Annotated in this window: 13 protein-coding genes; all 13 read left to right on the forward strand. The window is 65.2% G+C overall.

Translation table 11 applies throughout. The features are described from left to right. The first annotated feature begins 21 nt into the window (after positions 1-21). The gene (locus B0T44_RS14915; protein ID WP_077120332.1) at positions 22-900 is read left to right on the forward strand and encodes an SDR family oxidoreductase; all 879 of its coding nucleotides are present in this window, start codon (positions 22-24) and stop codon (positions 898-900) included. Positions 901-902: 2 nt separating this feature from the next. Next, entirely contained in the window at positions 903-3,113 is a 2,211-nt protein-coding gene (locus B0T44_RS14920) for an acyl-CoA dehydrogenase family protein (RefSeq protein WP_077120334.1), read from the forward strand. A 221-nt stretch (positions 3,114-3,334) separates the two neighbouring features. Next, complete coding sequence (locus B0T44_RS14925; protein ID WP_254854235.1) at positions 3,335-4,054, forward strand: TetR/AcrR family transcriptional regulator; 720 nt, start codon at positions 3,335-3,337, stop codon at positions 4,052-4,054. Between the two features lie 208 nt (positions 4,055-4,262). Next, on the forward strand, positions 4,263-5,258 hold the full coding sequence (locus B0T44_RS14930; RefSeq protein ID WP_077120338.1) for an alpha/beta hydrolase: 996 nt from the start codon (positions 4,263-4,265) through the stop codon (positions 5,256-5,258). 23 nt (positions 5,259-5,281) lie between these two features. After that, positions 5,282-6,172: an SDR family NAD(P)-dependent oxidoreductase gene (locus tag B0T44_RS14935; RefSeq protein ID WP_077120415.1), complete on the forward strand. Its 891-nt coding sequence runs from the start codon at positions 5,282-5,284 to the stop codon at positions 6,170-6,172. Position 6,173: 1 nt separating this feature from the next. Beyond that, positions 6,174-7,094 carry a ferritin family protein gene (locus B0T44_RS14940; protein ID WP_077120340.1) on the forward strand — a complete coding sequence of 307 codons (921 nt, stop codon included), beginning with the start codon at positions 6,174-6,176 and terminating at the stop codon, positions 7,092-7,094. Continuing rightward, positions 7,091-8,611, forward strand: coding sequence for a flavin-containing monooxygenase (locus B0T44_RS14945; RefSeq protein ID WP_077120342.1), 1,521 nt, complete (start codon positions 7,091-7,093; stop codon positions 8,609-8,611). The genes B0T44_RS14940 and B0T44_RS14945 overlap by 4 nt, the downstream gene beginning before the upstream one ends. Before the next feature lie 106 nt (positions 8,612-8,717). Next, on the forward strand, positions 8,718-9,485 hold the full coding sequence (locus B0T44_RS14950) for a MerR family transcriptional regulator (protein ID WP_077120344.1): 768 nt from the start codon (positions 8,718-8,720) through the stop codon (positions 9,483-9,485). A gap of 449 nt (positions 9,486-9,934) precedes the next feature. Beyond that, entirely contained in the window at positions 9,935-10,666 is a 732-nt protein-coding gene (locus tag B0T44_RS14955) for a hypothetical protein (RefSeq protein ID WP_077120346.1), read from the forward strand. A 48-nt stretch (positions 10,667-10,714) separates the two neighbouring features. Beyond that, positions 10,715-12,211 (forward strand): YHS domain-containing protein, encoded by a 1,497-nt coding sequence (locus tag B0T44_RS14960; RefSeq protein WP_077120349.1) that lies wholly within the window; start codon positions 10,715-10,717, stop codon positions 12,209-12,211. 27 nt (positions 12,212-12,238) lie between these two features. After that, positions 12,239-12,499 carry a toluene-4-monooxygenase system B family protein gene (locus B0T44_RS14965; RefSeq protein ID WP_077120351.1) on the forward strand — a complete coding sequence of 87 codons (261 nt, stop codon included), beginning with the start codon at positions 12,239-12,241 and terminating at the stop codon, positions 12,497-12,499. Beyond that, on the forward strand, positions 12,500-12,841 hold the full coding sequence (locus B0T44_RS14970) for an MmoB/DmpM family protein (RefSeq protein WP_077120353.1): 342 nt from the start codon (positions 12,500-12,502) through the stop codon (positions 12,839-12,841). Further along, positions 12,838-13,824, forward strand: coding sequence for a ferritin family protein (locus tag B0T44_RS14975; protein WP_077120355.1), 987 nt, complete (start codon positions 12,838-12,840; stop codon positions 13,822-13,824). The genes B0T44_RS14970 and B0T44_RS14975 overlap by 4 nt, the downstream gene beginning before the upstream one ends. Position 13,825: the final 1 nt, after the last annotated feature.

Genomic DNA, 13,825 nt, shown 5'->3' on the forward strand with positions numbered 1-13,825 from the left:
ACATCACGAGGAGCATCGAATATGGGAAAGCTTGACGGTCGCGTCGCAGTCGTCACCGGTGCGGGCCGGGGCATCGGTCGCGAGCACGCACTGCTGTTCGCCCGCGAGGGCGCCAAAGTGGTCGTCAACGACCTCGGCGGCAACAACGACGGGACCGGCACCGATGCCGGTCCGGCCCAGCAGGTGGTCGACGAGATCCGCGCCCTGGGCGGCGAAGCGGTCGCCAACACCGAGAACATCGCCACCTGGGACGGCGCCCAACGCCTGATCGAACAGGCCGTCAGTGAGTTCGGCACGCTGGACGTGCTGGTGAACAACGCAGGCATCCTGCGTGACGCCTTCATCGCCGGTATGGACGAATCCCAGTGGGACGCCGTCATCGCCGTGCACCTCAAGGGGCACGCCGCTTGCCTGCACCACGCCGCCGCGTACTGGAAGGCGCAGTCCAAGGCGGGCAAGCCGGTGAATGCGGCCGTGATCAACACCGCTTCTGCCTCGGGCACCTTCATGCCCAATGCGGGCCAGGCCAACTACGGTGCCGCAAAGGCCGGTATCGCCGCGCTGACCCAGGTAGCCGCTGACGAACTCGATCGCTACGGTGTGCGGGTCAATGCGATCGCGCCGATCGCCCGGACCCGGCTCACGCTGGCGACCCCCGGCATGGGCGCGCTGTTCGCCGCCGAGGTGCCCGAGGGCGAGTTCGATGCGTTCGACCCGGCCAATATCTCGCCTCTGGTGACCCATCTCGCCGAGGCCGGTTGCACGCTGACCGGCAAAGTGTTCGCGGTGCAGGGTGGTGCGATCACCGAACTCGAGGGCTGGCACGGTGTGCGGACTGTCGAGACCGACGGCCCGTGGACCATCGACGGCGTTGCCGCCCAGCTGAAGGAGGTGAACTAGCCGTGGCACGCACCGGCTATGAGCTCGGCCTCGGTGTCAGCGAGGATCATCTGGCCCTCGCCGATGCGGTCCGCGGGTTCGTCGAGCGAACCATAACTTCCGATATCGTCCGCGCCGCAGTGGAAACCACCACTGCGGGCAAACCGGTGCCGTACTGGGACGCTCTGGTCGGTCAGGATCTGCTCGGCCTGCACATCGCCGAAGAACACGGCGGTCAAGGTGCGGGCCTGATGACGCTGGCGGTTGCTCTGGAACCGCTCGGCCGTGGGCTGCACACCGGGCCGTTCGTGCCGACCGTCCTGGCGAGCGCGGTGCTCGGCGCGGCGGGCGGCCCGTTCGCCCGGGCGCAGCTGCCCGGTCTGGCCGACGGGTCGCGCACCGGTGCGGTAGCGCTGCAATCGAACCTGACCGGTGTGCTACGGGACGGGTTGCTCGTCGTCGACGGCACCGCCGACGGGGTGCTCGGGGCGGTGTCGGCGGATGTGCTCATCGCACCCGTCGTCGTCGACGGTGCGCAGCGGTGGGTCGCGTTCGACAATGCCGATATCACCGCGACCGAGCAGGACGGTATCGATGTGCTGCGCGGTTCGGCGCGGCTGCGGGCCGATGCGGTCGAGGTGGCGCCGGATCGGGTGCTCGAGGTGAGTGCGGCGCGGGTGCGGTCGGCCGCGGCGGTGGTGCTGGGCGCGGAGGCGGTGGGCGTGATGTCGTGGTGTGTGTCCACCGCCGCCGAATACGCCAAGACCCGAGTGCAATTCGGGCGTCCGATCGGTCAGTTCCAGGGCGTGAAACACAAGTGCGCCTATATGGGTATCGCGTTGGAGAAGGCGCGCGCGGTGCTGTGGGATGCCGCAGGCGCGCTCGATCGTGACGACGACACCGCCGACTATGCGGCGGCGATCGCCGCGCTGATCGTGCCCGATGTGGCGGTGCAGGTCGCGCAGGACTGCATCCAGGTGCACGGCGGTATCGGCTTCACCTGGGAGCACGACGCGCACCTGTACTACCGGCGCGCCTTGGCGTTGCGCGGTCTGCTCGGGCCGCGCGACGAGCGGGCCGATGCGGTCGCCGAGTACGCGCTGTCGGGGCTGAGTCTGCCCAGCGAGCTCGAGTTGCCCGCTGAGGCCGAGCAGATCCGGGCCGCGGTGCGCGCCGAGTTGGCCGAGATAGCGAAGCTCGGTGAGGACGATCAGCTCGTCGCGCTCGGTGACGGCGGCTGGAACCTGCCGCACCTGCCCCGTCCCTACGGCCGGTCGGCCTCGCCGCTGGAGCAGGTCGTGATCGCCCAGGAGATCAAGGCTTCCGGTATCCCGATGCCGCAGTTGCTGATGGGAACCTGGGCGGTGGCTGCGATCGTCGGACACGGTGACGAAAGGCAGAAGCAGGAACTGGTGGTGCCGACGCTGCGCGGTGAAGTCGTGTGGTGCCAGCTGTTCAGCGAACCGGGCGCCGGCTCGGACCTGGCGAGCCTGACCACCAAAGCCACCAAGGTCGAGGGCGGTTGGCGGGTCAGCGGTCAGAAGATATGGACCACGGTCGCGCAGTTCGCCGAATGGGCGATGCTGATCGCTCGCACCAGCCCGGACAAGCCCAAGCACGAGGGCATCACGTATTTCGTGCTCGATATGTCCAGTCCGGGTATCACCGTGCGCCCGCTTCGGGAGATGACCGGATCCGCGCTGTTCAACGAGGTTTTCCTCGACGATGTTTTCATTCCGGACGAGAACGTTGTCGGCGCGGTGGACGACGGATGGCATGTCGCCCGCACGACGCTGGCCGGTGAACGGGTGGCGTTGAGCCAGAAGATGGAGGCCTACGCCACCGACGCCGACCTGCTGCGTTTCGCTATCGGCCGACAGCTGTCGCCGGTCGCCCGCTACCAGGTAGGCGAGCTCATCGCCGAAAGCCGGGCGGTGGACGTGATCGGTGCGCGGGTGGTGCTCAAACAGCTGTCTGGTATCGACGTCTCCACCACCTCCAGTGTCGGCAAGCTGCTGGGTATGGCGCTGGGGCAGGCGATTTCGGAGTTCGTCGTCGCCCAGCTCGGCATCGCCGGTGTGGTCTCGGTGCCGGGGGAGCGCAGCAATCACGCGATGGAGCAGCTCATCGCGGGCCGCGCCACCACCATCTACGGTGGCACGACCGAGGTGCAGCTCAATGTCATCGGTGAGCGGATGCTGGGCTTGCCCCGGGACGCGACGGTGAACGGGTGAACACTCCCGCCCTTCGGGGCGGGCGGCGCCGAGGCCATCCGGGTCGTCCGTGTGGGCGACCCGGCCGGTCTGCTCACCTCTTCTGGGGGCTCGACCGGGGCCGTCGTTCGATCACGGTAGCCCGCAGTGAGCGTTCGTGTCTGTGGTTCCGGTTCTGAACACGCTGATCAGACGAGAGGGCTCGAAGTGGCGGACGCGGGGTGGACTAAAGTCCGTAACCGATGTCGAACAGGAACAATATGACTCCAGCGCGTACGGATGGTCGTGCCCGTCGCTGGGATCGACATCGCGCCGATCGCCGTGAGCGGATCCTCACGGCCGCGCTCGAAGCTGTCCAGACTCGTGGATCCGACGTCGGGGTGCAGGAGATAGCCGATCTTGCGCAGGTGCCGCGGTCGGTGTTGTACCGCCTGTTCAAGGACCGCCAGGACCTGGACGAACAGCTCCGTGCGCGCATACTCGACGATTTGATGGCCGACCTGGCTCCCACCCTCGATCCCGAGGGAACGGTGGCGGAGGCGATCGCGCGGGCCGTGAACGCCTATGTCGGTTGGATCGCGGCCAACCCGCGTCTGCACCATTTTCTCGGTGCCGGGTCCGCTCGCCAGTCGTCTCCGAACTCGCAGCTCGTCTCGGGAACCAAGATCGCCATCGCGGCTCGGGTCAGAGACGTTTTCGAGAACATCTTGCAGGCACAATCCGCACCGGTGCAGCTCGCCGAACCCCTGGCGTTCGGGCTCATCGGTTTCGTCGATGGCAGTGTCAACCGCTGGTTGAGTAGATCGATGCAGCCGTTGGATGCCGCAGAGTTGTCGTCGTATCTGCAGGAAGTGATCTGGGCGGTCATCGATAGCAGCCTCCGCAACGCTGGAGTGATGCTCAACCCGATGACGCCTATCTCCAGTGTGCTGACCAGCGAGTCGGTGGACCGGCTCGGCTGAATACGCTGACTTCCGGCACGCGCCCTCCGGCCCGCACCTGGCCAGTCGTAGTCGCCTCGAGATGGTCGGGTCGGCGGGCTGAAGTCCGGCGCTGACACCAGGATGCGACTCCTTTCTGCAGCGTAAGGGCCCCTGATCCTGTCGCCCCCAAAGCTATCCAGAAATGTGCCATTGACAAATGGGACATTGCTCATTGATGCTGTGCGGTATGACGGAAACCAGGTCAATGGCGACCTCGCAGGCAGTGCCTGTTTCCTCATCGCTTCAGGCACGGCTTGCGGCCGCGGCATCGGTGGTGGGATTGCGCCAGATCAATGGCATACTGCCGCGCAACCGCATCGGTATCGGTGCCGGACGCGGGCTGATCGCGGCCACCATGGCCGCTTTCGGTCCCACCCTGCCCGGCGCCCACGTGACTCAGGTCCGCTCGGGCGGTGTGCGCGGCGAATGGGTTCGAGCGGCCGGGGTCGAGCACGGCGATCGCGCTGTCTACTACATTCACGGCAGCGGCTATGTGATCTGCTCGGCACGCACCCATCGGGGTTTGGCCTCCCGACTGTCCAAGGCCACCGGGCTACCGGTATTCGTCGTCGATTACCGGTTGGCTCCCGAGCATCGTTTTCCGGCCGCCGCTGACGATGTCGAGGCAGGCTACCGTTGGCTGCTCGCCAACGGCTACCAGGCCCACGATGTGGTCATCGGCGGCGACTCCGCGGGCTGCCACCTCGGATTGGACCTGCTGCTGCAGAACCTGCGCACCGGTATCGACCAGCCCGCAGGCGTCTTCATGTTCTCCCCGCTGATGGACCTGACCTTTGCTCTCGCCGAGCAGCAGGATCGGCTGCGCCGCGATCCCATGGCTCCCGCGTGGGTGGGGAAGCGACTGGTCGAGTTGTACACCACCGGGCAGTCGGCGACGTCGCCGCGGTTGCGGTTGACGATCCCGTCCGGGGCCGCGCTTCCACCGCTGTTCGTGCAGGCCAGTGCGGAAGAGATGCTGGCAGACGACGCCCGCCACCTGCGTGACATGGCAGTGGCGGCCGGTGCTCGCTGTGACCTCGAGCTGTGGCCCGGCCGGATCCATGTCTTCCAGGCGCTGCCACTGCTGGTTCCCGAAGCAGAACCGGCGCTACGGCGTACTGCGCATTTCGTCGCCTCCGCGCTCGCGGAGGCGGGAACCTCGGTCCGGGAGCGGGTGAGCTGATCGTGTGGATAGTGGACAATCTGATGACCGCGCTGGGCGCCGGGAGCCGGCGCACCTACGGTGCGAAAGCGATCGTGACCGGGGCAGGCAGCGGTATCGGACGCGCTTTCGCGCTCGAACTCGCGGCCCGCGGTGGTGAGGTGCTGTGCGTCGATATCGATAAAGATCGTGCCGAGGACACTGTCCGGATGATCGAGCGGATACACGGCCGCACCGCGCACGCACTCTTCTGCGATGTATCCCAGCGTTCGGACGTGGAGAGTCTTGCCCTCCACGCGGAGCTGATCTTCCAGGACGCGCCGACCCTGGTGATCAACAACGCGGGCGTAGGGATCGGCGGAAAACCGGTGGGTGATATCGGTTTCGACGACTGGCAGTGGGCGTTGGGGATCAACCTGTGGGGTGTGGTGCACGGATGTGAGGTCTTCACTCCGCAGCTGCGGGCGAGCGGGCGGGGCGGCATCATCAATGTCGCCTCCGCGGCCGGGTTCGCCGCGGCGCCCGCCATGGCCGCCTACAACGTATCCAAGGCCGGGGTGCTGTCGTTGTCGGAGACCATGGCCGCCGAATTGTCCGGCAGCGGCGTCGCGGTCACGGTGCTGTGTCCCACGTTCGTCAAAACCAATGTGGTCACCGACGGCCGGATCGCCGCCGGGGCGAGCCGGCTCGCCGACGAGCTCATGCGCTGGACCGGGTTCTCGCCCGAGCGGGTCGTCCGGATGACCCTCGATGCGCACGATCTCGGCCGGCTCTATGTGCTTCCTCAGCTCGATGCCCACGTCATCTGGCTGCTCAAGAGGCATTTCCCCGCGCTGTACGCCCACGCGGCCGGCCTGCTGAATCGTGCTCTGCCGCAAGAGGTTCCGGTACACGACCGCGTAACCGGCAACAGCACCGAAAAGACAGGAGTTTGATATGGCATTCGAATTCGACGATATGCTCGCCAAGATCAAGTCTCGGCAGTGGGCCCTGGCCGATATCGAGTGGGATGCCCCGGGCGCCGAGCTGATCGATCCCGACCTGCACGCCAAACTCAAACCCTTCATGGCCGATCTGATGTGGATCGAGAACGTCGGTGCTCGCGGTTTCGCCGCCATGGCCAAGAAGGCCCCGACGCAGACCTTGAAGGAGATCTACCGCTACTTTCATGCCGAAGAACAACGGCACGCCAATGCCGAACTGGCGCTGATGCGACGCTGGGGCATGCTCGACGGCGACGAGATCCCCGAGCCGAACATCAACGTCAAGCTGGTGATCGAATTCCTCGACAAGCATGCCGACGATATGTCGCTGTCGTTCCTCGGCACCGTCATCCCGATGCTCGAGGTCGCCCTCGACGGTGCGCTGATCAAGTTCGTCACCGACGAGATCAAGGATCCGGTCGCGCAGGAAGTCTTCAAGAAGATCAATGCCGATGAATCCCGGCACCTGGCCACCGATTACGCGGTGATGGAGCTACTGGGTCACGCGACGATGCGTAAATTGCTCATCGAGCTGGTGGGGGGCTGGGCCAAGCCATCGTTCATCGTCGGTGTGCTCAGTTACGTGCCGCTACTGAACAAAATGCGCGACAATATCGTCGCCATGGGGGTCGACGAGGAGAAGCTCTACTCGGCGATGCGACGTTTCAAAGCCGTCGGGGAACGCACACCGATCGCCAACCGGGTCCCGATGTACCAGATCGTCAAGAAACACAGCGACTGGGTGATCAACCGTAATCACCCGTACCACCTGTTCGCTGACGCGATGGTCAAGCTGACCGCGCGCTACCCGCAACGTCTCCTGCGGCCACAGCCCACGTGGTCGAAGGAACTGACCTACGAGCCTGTCGCATGAGCGCGGCCGTGGAGCCACTGGACGTGGCCATCATCGGTGCGGGCTTCGCCGGTATCGGCACCGCCATCCGGTTACGGCAGAAAGGCATCACCGACTTCGCGATCTTCGAACGCGACAGCCGCATCGGCGGTACCTGGCGCGACAACACCTATCCCGGTGCGGCCTGCGACATTCCGTCGCGGCTGTACTCCTACAGCTTCGCGCCGAACCCGGACTGGTCGCATACTTACTCCGGCAGCGCGGAGATCCTCGCCTACATCGAGTCGATGGTCGACGAGGCAGACATCCGCCCGCAGATCAGGTTCGACCACACCGTCACCGGCCTGGTGTTCGACGAGGACGCCGGACTGTGGGTCATCAGCTTCACCGGCCGCCGCCGGAAAGTACGGGCTCGTACTGTGGTGCTCGCCTCCGGACCGCTGTCCAATGCCGGATTCCCGGACATTCCGGGGCGCGACACCTACGAGGGGCACATGATGCACAGTGCCCGCTGGGATCACGACTACGACTTCACCGGCAAGAAGGTGGCCGTGGTCGGTACCGGGGCCAGCGCGGTACAGATCATCCCGGAACTCGTGCGCCAGGCCGGATCGGTGAAGGTGTTCCAACGCACCCCCGCCTGGGTGCTGCCGCGAGTCAACCGGCGCACCAACGCCGCAACCAAATGGCTCTACCGGCAGCTGCCGGTAGCCCAGTCGCTGGCCCGCGAGGCGTGGTTCTGGGGGCACGAATCGGTGGCGCTCGGCGTGGTCTGGAATTCACCGCTGACCCGGGTGGTCGAATCGGTGGCGCTACTGCACCTGCGCAGTCAGGTCGGTGACCCGTGGCTGCGCCGCCAGCTGACCCCCGATTTCCGGGCCGGTTGCAAACGACTGCTGATGAGCAACGACTACTACCCGGCCCTGCAACGCGAGAATTGCAAGCTGATCACCTGGCCGATCGCGCGGATCTCGCCCCGGGGGATTCGTACGGCCGAAGGTATCGAGCACCGCTTCGACTGCATTGTCTTCGCCACCGGCTTCGATGTATCGAAGGCGGGCTCGCCGGTCCCGATCACCGGCCGAGGCGGGCGGGTACTCGCCGAGGAGTGGAGCGGCGGAGCGTATGCGTTCAAAAGCGTGACCGTTGCCGGTTACCCCAACTTGTTCCTGACCTTCGGACCGAACTCCGGGCCAGGGCACAACTCGGCATTGGTATACATGGAATCCCAGATCGAGTACCTCACCGATGCGATCGGTGTCGTCCTCGAACGAGACCTGCACAGCTTCGAGGTGCGTCGCGACCGGCAGGACCGCTACAACGAGAAGCTGCAGCAGCGGTTGGCGGGCACGACATGGAATTCCGGGTGCCGCAGCTGGTATCTGACCGATGACGGGTTCAACGCCACCATGTACCCCGGGTTCGGAACACAGTACGCACACCAGTTGGCGAGGGTCGATCTCGACGACTACCTCCTCACACCCCGCGGCTCGGAGATGCCGAGAGCCGGTACCCGAGCTGCCGTTACGCTCGGGTAATCTCGACGCGCGAGATGGTGCCCACCCGCGGTGTTGTTGCGCACCCGGAGGTGGGCAACACATATTGTCGGTGATCGGCAGGGAGAAAGGGCGGGCGAGTAGCCGGATGGCAGAGTATCGAATCGACGATCTCGCTCGTGCTGCCGGCACGACCGCCCGCAATGTGCGGGCCTACCAGGAACGCGGTTTGCTGCCGCCGCCCGTGCGCCGTAACGGCCGGGCGCTCATCTACGACGACACGCATCTGGCCCGGTTGAAGATCATCGATGCGTTGCTGCAGCGGGGTTTCACGACCGCCCATATCGCCGATTTCATCACCAGTTGGGAAACCGGTAAAGACCTCACCGAGATCCTCGGTCTGCAGCAGGCCGTCACCGCCAGTTGGGGCACTCCTCGAGAACGCCTGCGGGTGCCCCGCGAATTGGTCGACACCTTTCTCGGCGATTCCGCGGAACGCCCGGTGGACAACACACAACTCGCTCGGCTTGCGGAGCTGGGCCTGGTGGTGCTGCACGAGGACACCGTCGAGATCACCCAGCCGGAGCTGCTGGAGATATTCGCCGAGCTACACGGCTACGGTTTCGGCTTGGCCGGGCTCGCCGAGCTGTATGCGGGAATGATCAAGCGAGTCGACGATATTGCGGAGCTCATGATCACCGCAGCCAAGGATCAGTTGGTGGACAAGCACGGTCCAGGCTGGCTGCCCGACTCCGATCGCGAAATCTCCGAAACCGCCGCAATGCTCAACCACCTGCGCGAACTCGGAGTTCGCGCCGTCCACGACAGCCTCGCCCAAGCGCTCGACCGAACGCTGGCAGCACAATTGGGCGACTACCTCGCCGAGGCTGCGAGCCGGTATCGGGCCGAACGCTAGCGGCGCATGCCAGCCAACGTGTTTGCCCTGCTTGTCGTCCCGGTCCAAAGCCCACCCGAGGCCCTGCTGGGAGTTCCGTTCCCGGACAGGGCCTCGGCGTTATTCGCCGGCATTCAGTTGTCGGCCATGTGATCTCGGCTTCGTAAGAATTCTCTATTTTTGTAGGCGACGACTCCGCTTTCGTACCCCAGGTTCGGGGCATGGGTGTCGGATATCGCTCTGCCCGTGATCGGCGGCCTCGGCACCGGCTCGACAGCGGGCCGGTCGCACACGGCTGGCGAAATCGGGAGATCGACCCGGTGACAACACCTATTGCAGTGCGCTGACCAGGTATTTCTCCGAGTTGTCCAACTGGGTGACGCAAATTGTCCACGATGCGCACATCCAAAGACGTGGTCCATGCCACATCGTTTCCTCACAGTGATCTACTCCACAGGCAGGAAACGTCCATGATCAGTGATTCACCTGCTGGCCCGACCAGCGCTCTGCATGCACCGCAGCTCATCGCGAACAGCCGAATGCTGTACCTGGTGTGGGTGCCTGCGGATCCGGACGCTGTCGAGAAGCTGGTGCCTGCGGGCCTGACGCCGCGCGAGGACCGGGCGTGCTACCTCAACCAGTACGTGGTCGACGATCCGCTGCAGACCTCGAACGGCGCGGCGTCGGTCGACTCGTTCGGTGCGTACTCCCTTACCTATCTGGGCGTCGACCTGGCCGACCTGGACACCGAGGCAGGTGTTCCGGCTCGGTGGTGGACGCACTACTTCAACAGCTCCGAGCCGATGAACCGCTACGCCGCCGAGCGCGGCGTGCCGACCGGGGCCGGACGTACCGAACTCGCGGTGACCGCAGACAAGGTCGTCGCGACCACCTTCCTGGAGGGAAGTCCGGCCATTCGGACCACGGCGCGGTTCGGTGCCGGGCCTGCTGTCCGCTCGACAGGGCAGCTGCGCTACATCACCCGCGACACCGACGGCTTCGTCAGTGGCCGGTATCCGTTCGTCGCAGATATGGTGCCCGGTTTCGAGGTCGAATCGCTGGAATTCCTCGACCCCACCCACGACGTCTATGCGCTGCGTCCCGCCGACCCGTTGGCGGTGACGTTCGGCTTCTACTCGCCCGACATCACGTTCTGCTACCCGGGCGGCGAGGGCCCGCTGGGGAGCAGGCACGGCAGCTGATCCCACGAATCACCAGTCCCACCCGAAGTATCTCGAAGGAGCAACACGATGGCACTACTCGATCGCAGCGCCTGGTACGACCTGGCGCGGACCACGGAGTGGACGCCGACCTATATCTCGGCCGACGAACTGTTCCCGCCGGAAATGAGTGGTGGCGAGGGGATCCCGGACGAGGCCTGGGCGACCTATGACGAGCCGTACAAGGTGTCCTACCGCGAGTACGTCGATGTGCAGCGGCAGAAGGATGCGGGCGCCTACTCGGTCAAGGCCGCGCTCGAGCGCAACGATCTGTACAACAAGGCCGACGCCGGGTGGATCTCCATCCTCAAGGAGCACTACGCTGCCGTCGCACTGGTGGAATACGGTGCCGCGCTGCAGGAGTCGCGTTTCGTTCGCTGGTCCAAGGCGCCGGGCCTGCGCAATATGGCCACCTTCGGGATGTTGGACGAGATGCGGCACGGCCAGATCCAGCTGTATTTCCCGCACGAGTACATCAACAAGGACCGGCAGTTCGACTGGTCGCATCAGACGATGTGGACGAACAACTGGGTGGCGCTGGGCGCCCGCCACTATTTCGACGACATCATGATGACCCGCGATGCCGTGGAGACCTCGATCTATGCGAACTTCGCATTCGAGACCGGATTCACCAATCTCCAGTTCATCGGCCTGTCCGGTGATGCCGCCAACGCGGGCGACTACACCTTCTCCAAGCTGATCCAGAGCATTCAGTCCGACGAAGCCCGGCATGCGCAGCTGGGGACTCCCTTGCTGCAGATGCTGATCGAGCACGGCCAGGTCGAGAAGGCGCAGAACCACATCGACGTGTCGTTCTGGCGGTCCTACCGGCTGTTCACCATCCTGTCGGGCATCCCGATGGACTACTACGTGCCGCTGGATGTGCGGGAGAGCTCCTTCAAGGAGTTCATGCAGGAGTGGATCGTTACGCAGTTCATCAAGTCGATCGAGGACCTGGGCCTGCGCAAGCCCTGGTACTGGGACATCTTCATGCGCGACCTCGACGAGCACCATCACGGCCAGCATCTGGGCACCTACTCGTGGCGGCCGACGCTGTGGTGGCATCCGGCTGCAGGCGTGAGCCCGGAGGAGCGGGACTGGCTCGAAGAGAAGTACCCCGGCTGGAACGACACCTTCGGCAAGGTCTGGGACGTCATGATCGACAATTTCGTCAACGGGCGCGAAGACAAGACGATCCCGGGCACCCTGCCGATGACCTGCAACGTCTCTCAGCTCCCTATCGTGGGCACGCCTGGAAAGAGCCTGCAGGACAACACCCTCGTGCACGAAGGCCGCAAGTACCACTTCGCATCCGAGGTGGACAAGTGGATCTTCGAGCAGAACCCGAACCGGTACAAGCACCACAAGAGCCTCATCGACCGCTTCCTCGGCGGCGAGATCCAGCCCGCCGACCTCGACGGTGTCCTCGAGTACATGGGTCTCGGCGTGGTCAGCGAGGGCGGCAACGACGCCCACAACTATGCCTGGCTCGACCACTACCGCAACAGCCTGGCAACGGCCGGCTGATCCCCCGTTCACCAAGGAGACACAGCCATGGCACCATTCCCCATTTCCTCGAAGTTCCACGGTGACTTCGTCCTCAAGCTCGTTGCGGTCGACACCGACAACACGATCGACGAGGTCGCCGCGGCGGCGGCCGAGCACTCGGTCGGCATCCATGTCCCCGATCAGCCAGGGAAGGTCATCCGCGCGCGGGCCCAAGACGCCGATGCACCGTTCCCCCGGGATATGAAGCTGTCCGACACAGGGCTCGAGCCGACCGACACCATCGAGTTCTACTTCAGCGAGGTCTAGATGACTACCGAACCCACTGCCGCTGCCCAGATCGCCGACCCGGTCGGTCCCGTCGTGCAGGCCGGCGAGATCGCCGAGGCTGTCGCCGAAGCCGCTCGCATCGATAACGAGGGCAAACGCGTCGACATCCGCAACCGTGGCTCCTATGTGCGTGTCGAGGTCGACGGCGGCGAGTGTGTCCTGTACCGCGCCACGATCGAAGAACAGCTCGGGCGCCCGTTCCAGATGCATGAGCTCGAGGTCAGCATGCCGTCCTTCGTCGGGCGCATCGAAACCGGAACCGAACGCGTCCGGTTCTACCTCGCCAGCCACGCCACCGCCCGCAAGGAGGAAACCGCATGACCGCATCACTGCGCCCGCTGAAGACCTGGAGCCACCTCGCCGCACGCCGGCGTCGCCCGAGCGAATACGAGATCGTCTCGACGAAGCTGCACTGGCACCTGCGTGACAAGGAGCAGCCCTGGGACGTCGCCCACGAGGGTTACATGGCGGACTGGTATCGCCGGTACCGCAACGGAAGCCCGGTACAGCACTCGGATTGGGACGCCTTCCGTGACCCGGACGAGCTCGTCTACCGCTCCTACAACATCCTGCAGGACGGTCAGGAGAACTACGTCGAAGGCCTGCTGGATCAACACAACGAGGAGGAGCACGACAAAAGCCTCGACTCCGAATGGGTTGCCTGTCTGGCGAAGCTGTACGCCCCGGGCCGGTATCTGCTGCACACGGTGCAGATGGCCAGCGCCTACCTGGTGCATATGGCGCCTGCCAGCACGATCAGCAACTGCGCGGCCTTCCAGTCGGCGGACCAGCTGCGGTGGCTGACGCACACCGCCTACCGCACCGCCGAACTGGCCCAGTCGCATCCGTCGCTCGGATTGGGTTCCTCGGAGCGGGCGCACTGGGAGGAATCACCTGCTTGGCAACGCTTCCGCGAACTGACCGAATGCGTGCTCGCCACCCGGGACTGGGCAGAGTCCTTCGTCGCGCTCAACCTGGTCGCCAAGCCCGCGATCGACGAGGCGTTCTTCCGGCAGCAGGCGATCAGCGCCCGCCGCCACGGTGACACCCTTTTCGCGCTGCTGGCCGAGGCGGCGTTGCGCGACAGCGAGCGGTCCCGCCGCTGGTCGATCGAGCTGGTCCGCCACCTCGCCGAGAACCCGGCCAATGTGCCGGTGGTGCAGAAGTGGCTGGAGCGGTGGTCACCGCTCGCCGATGCCGCGATCGACGCCTTCTGTGCGGAACTGCCCGACAACCCGGACGCCGCGTCGGCCGCGATCAGCGCGTGCCGCGCTTTCCGCAACCAGTTGCCGCTCGGGGGCTGAG

Source organism: Nocardia donostiensis, from assembly GCF_002081715.1.
In the GTDB taxonomy this organism is placed as follows: Bacteria; Actinomycetota; Actinomycetes; order Mycobacteriales; family Mycobacteriaceae; genus Nocardia; species Nocardia donostiensis.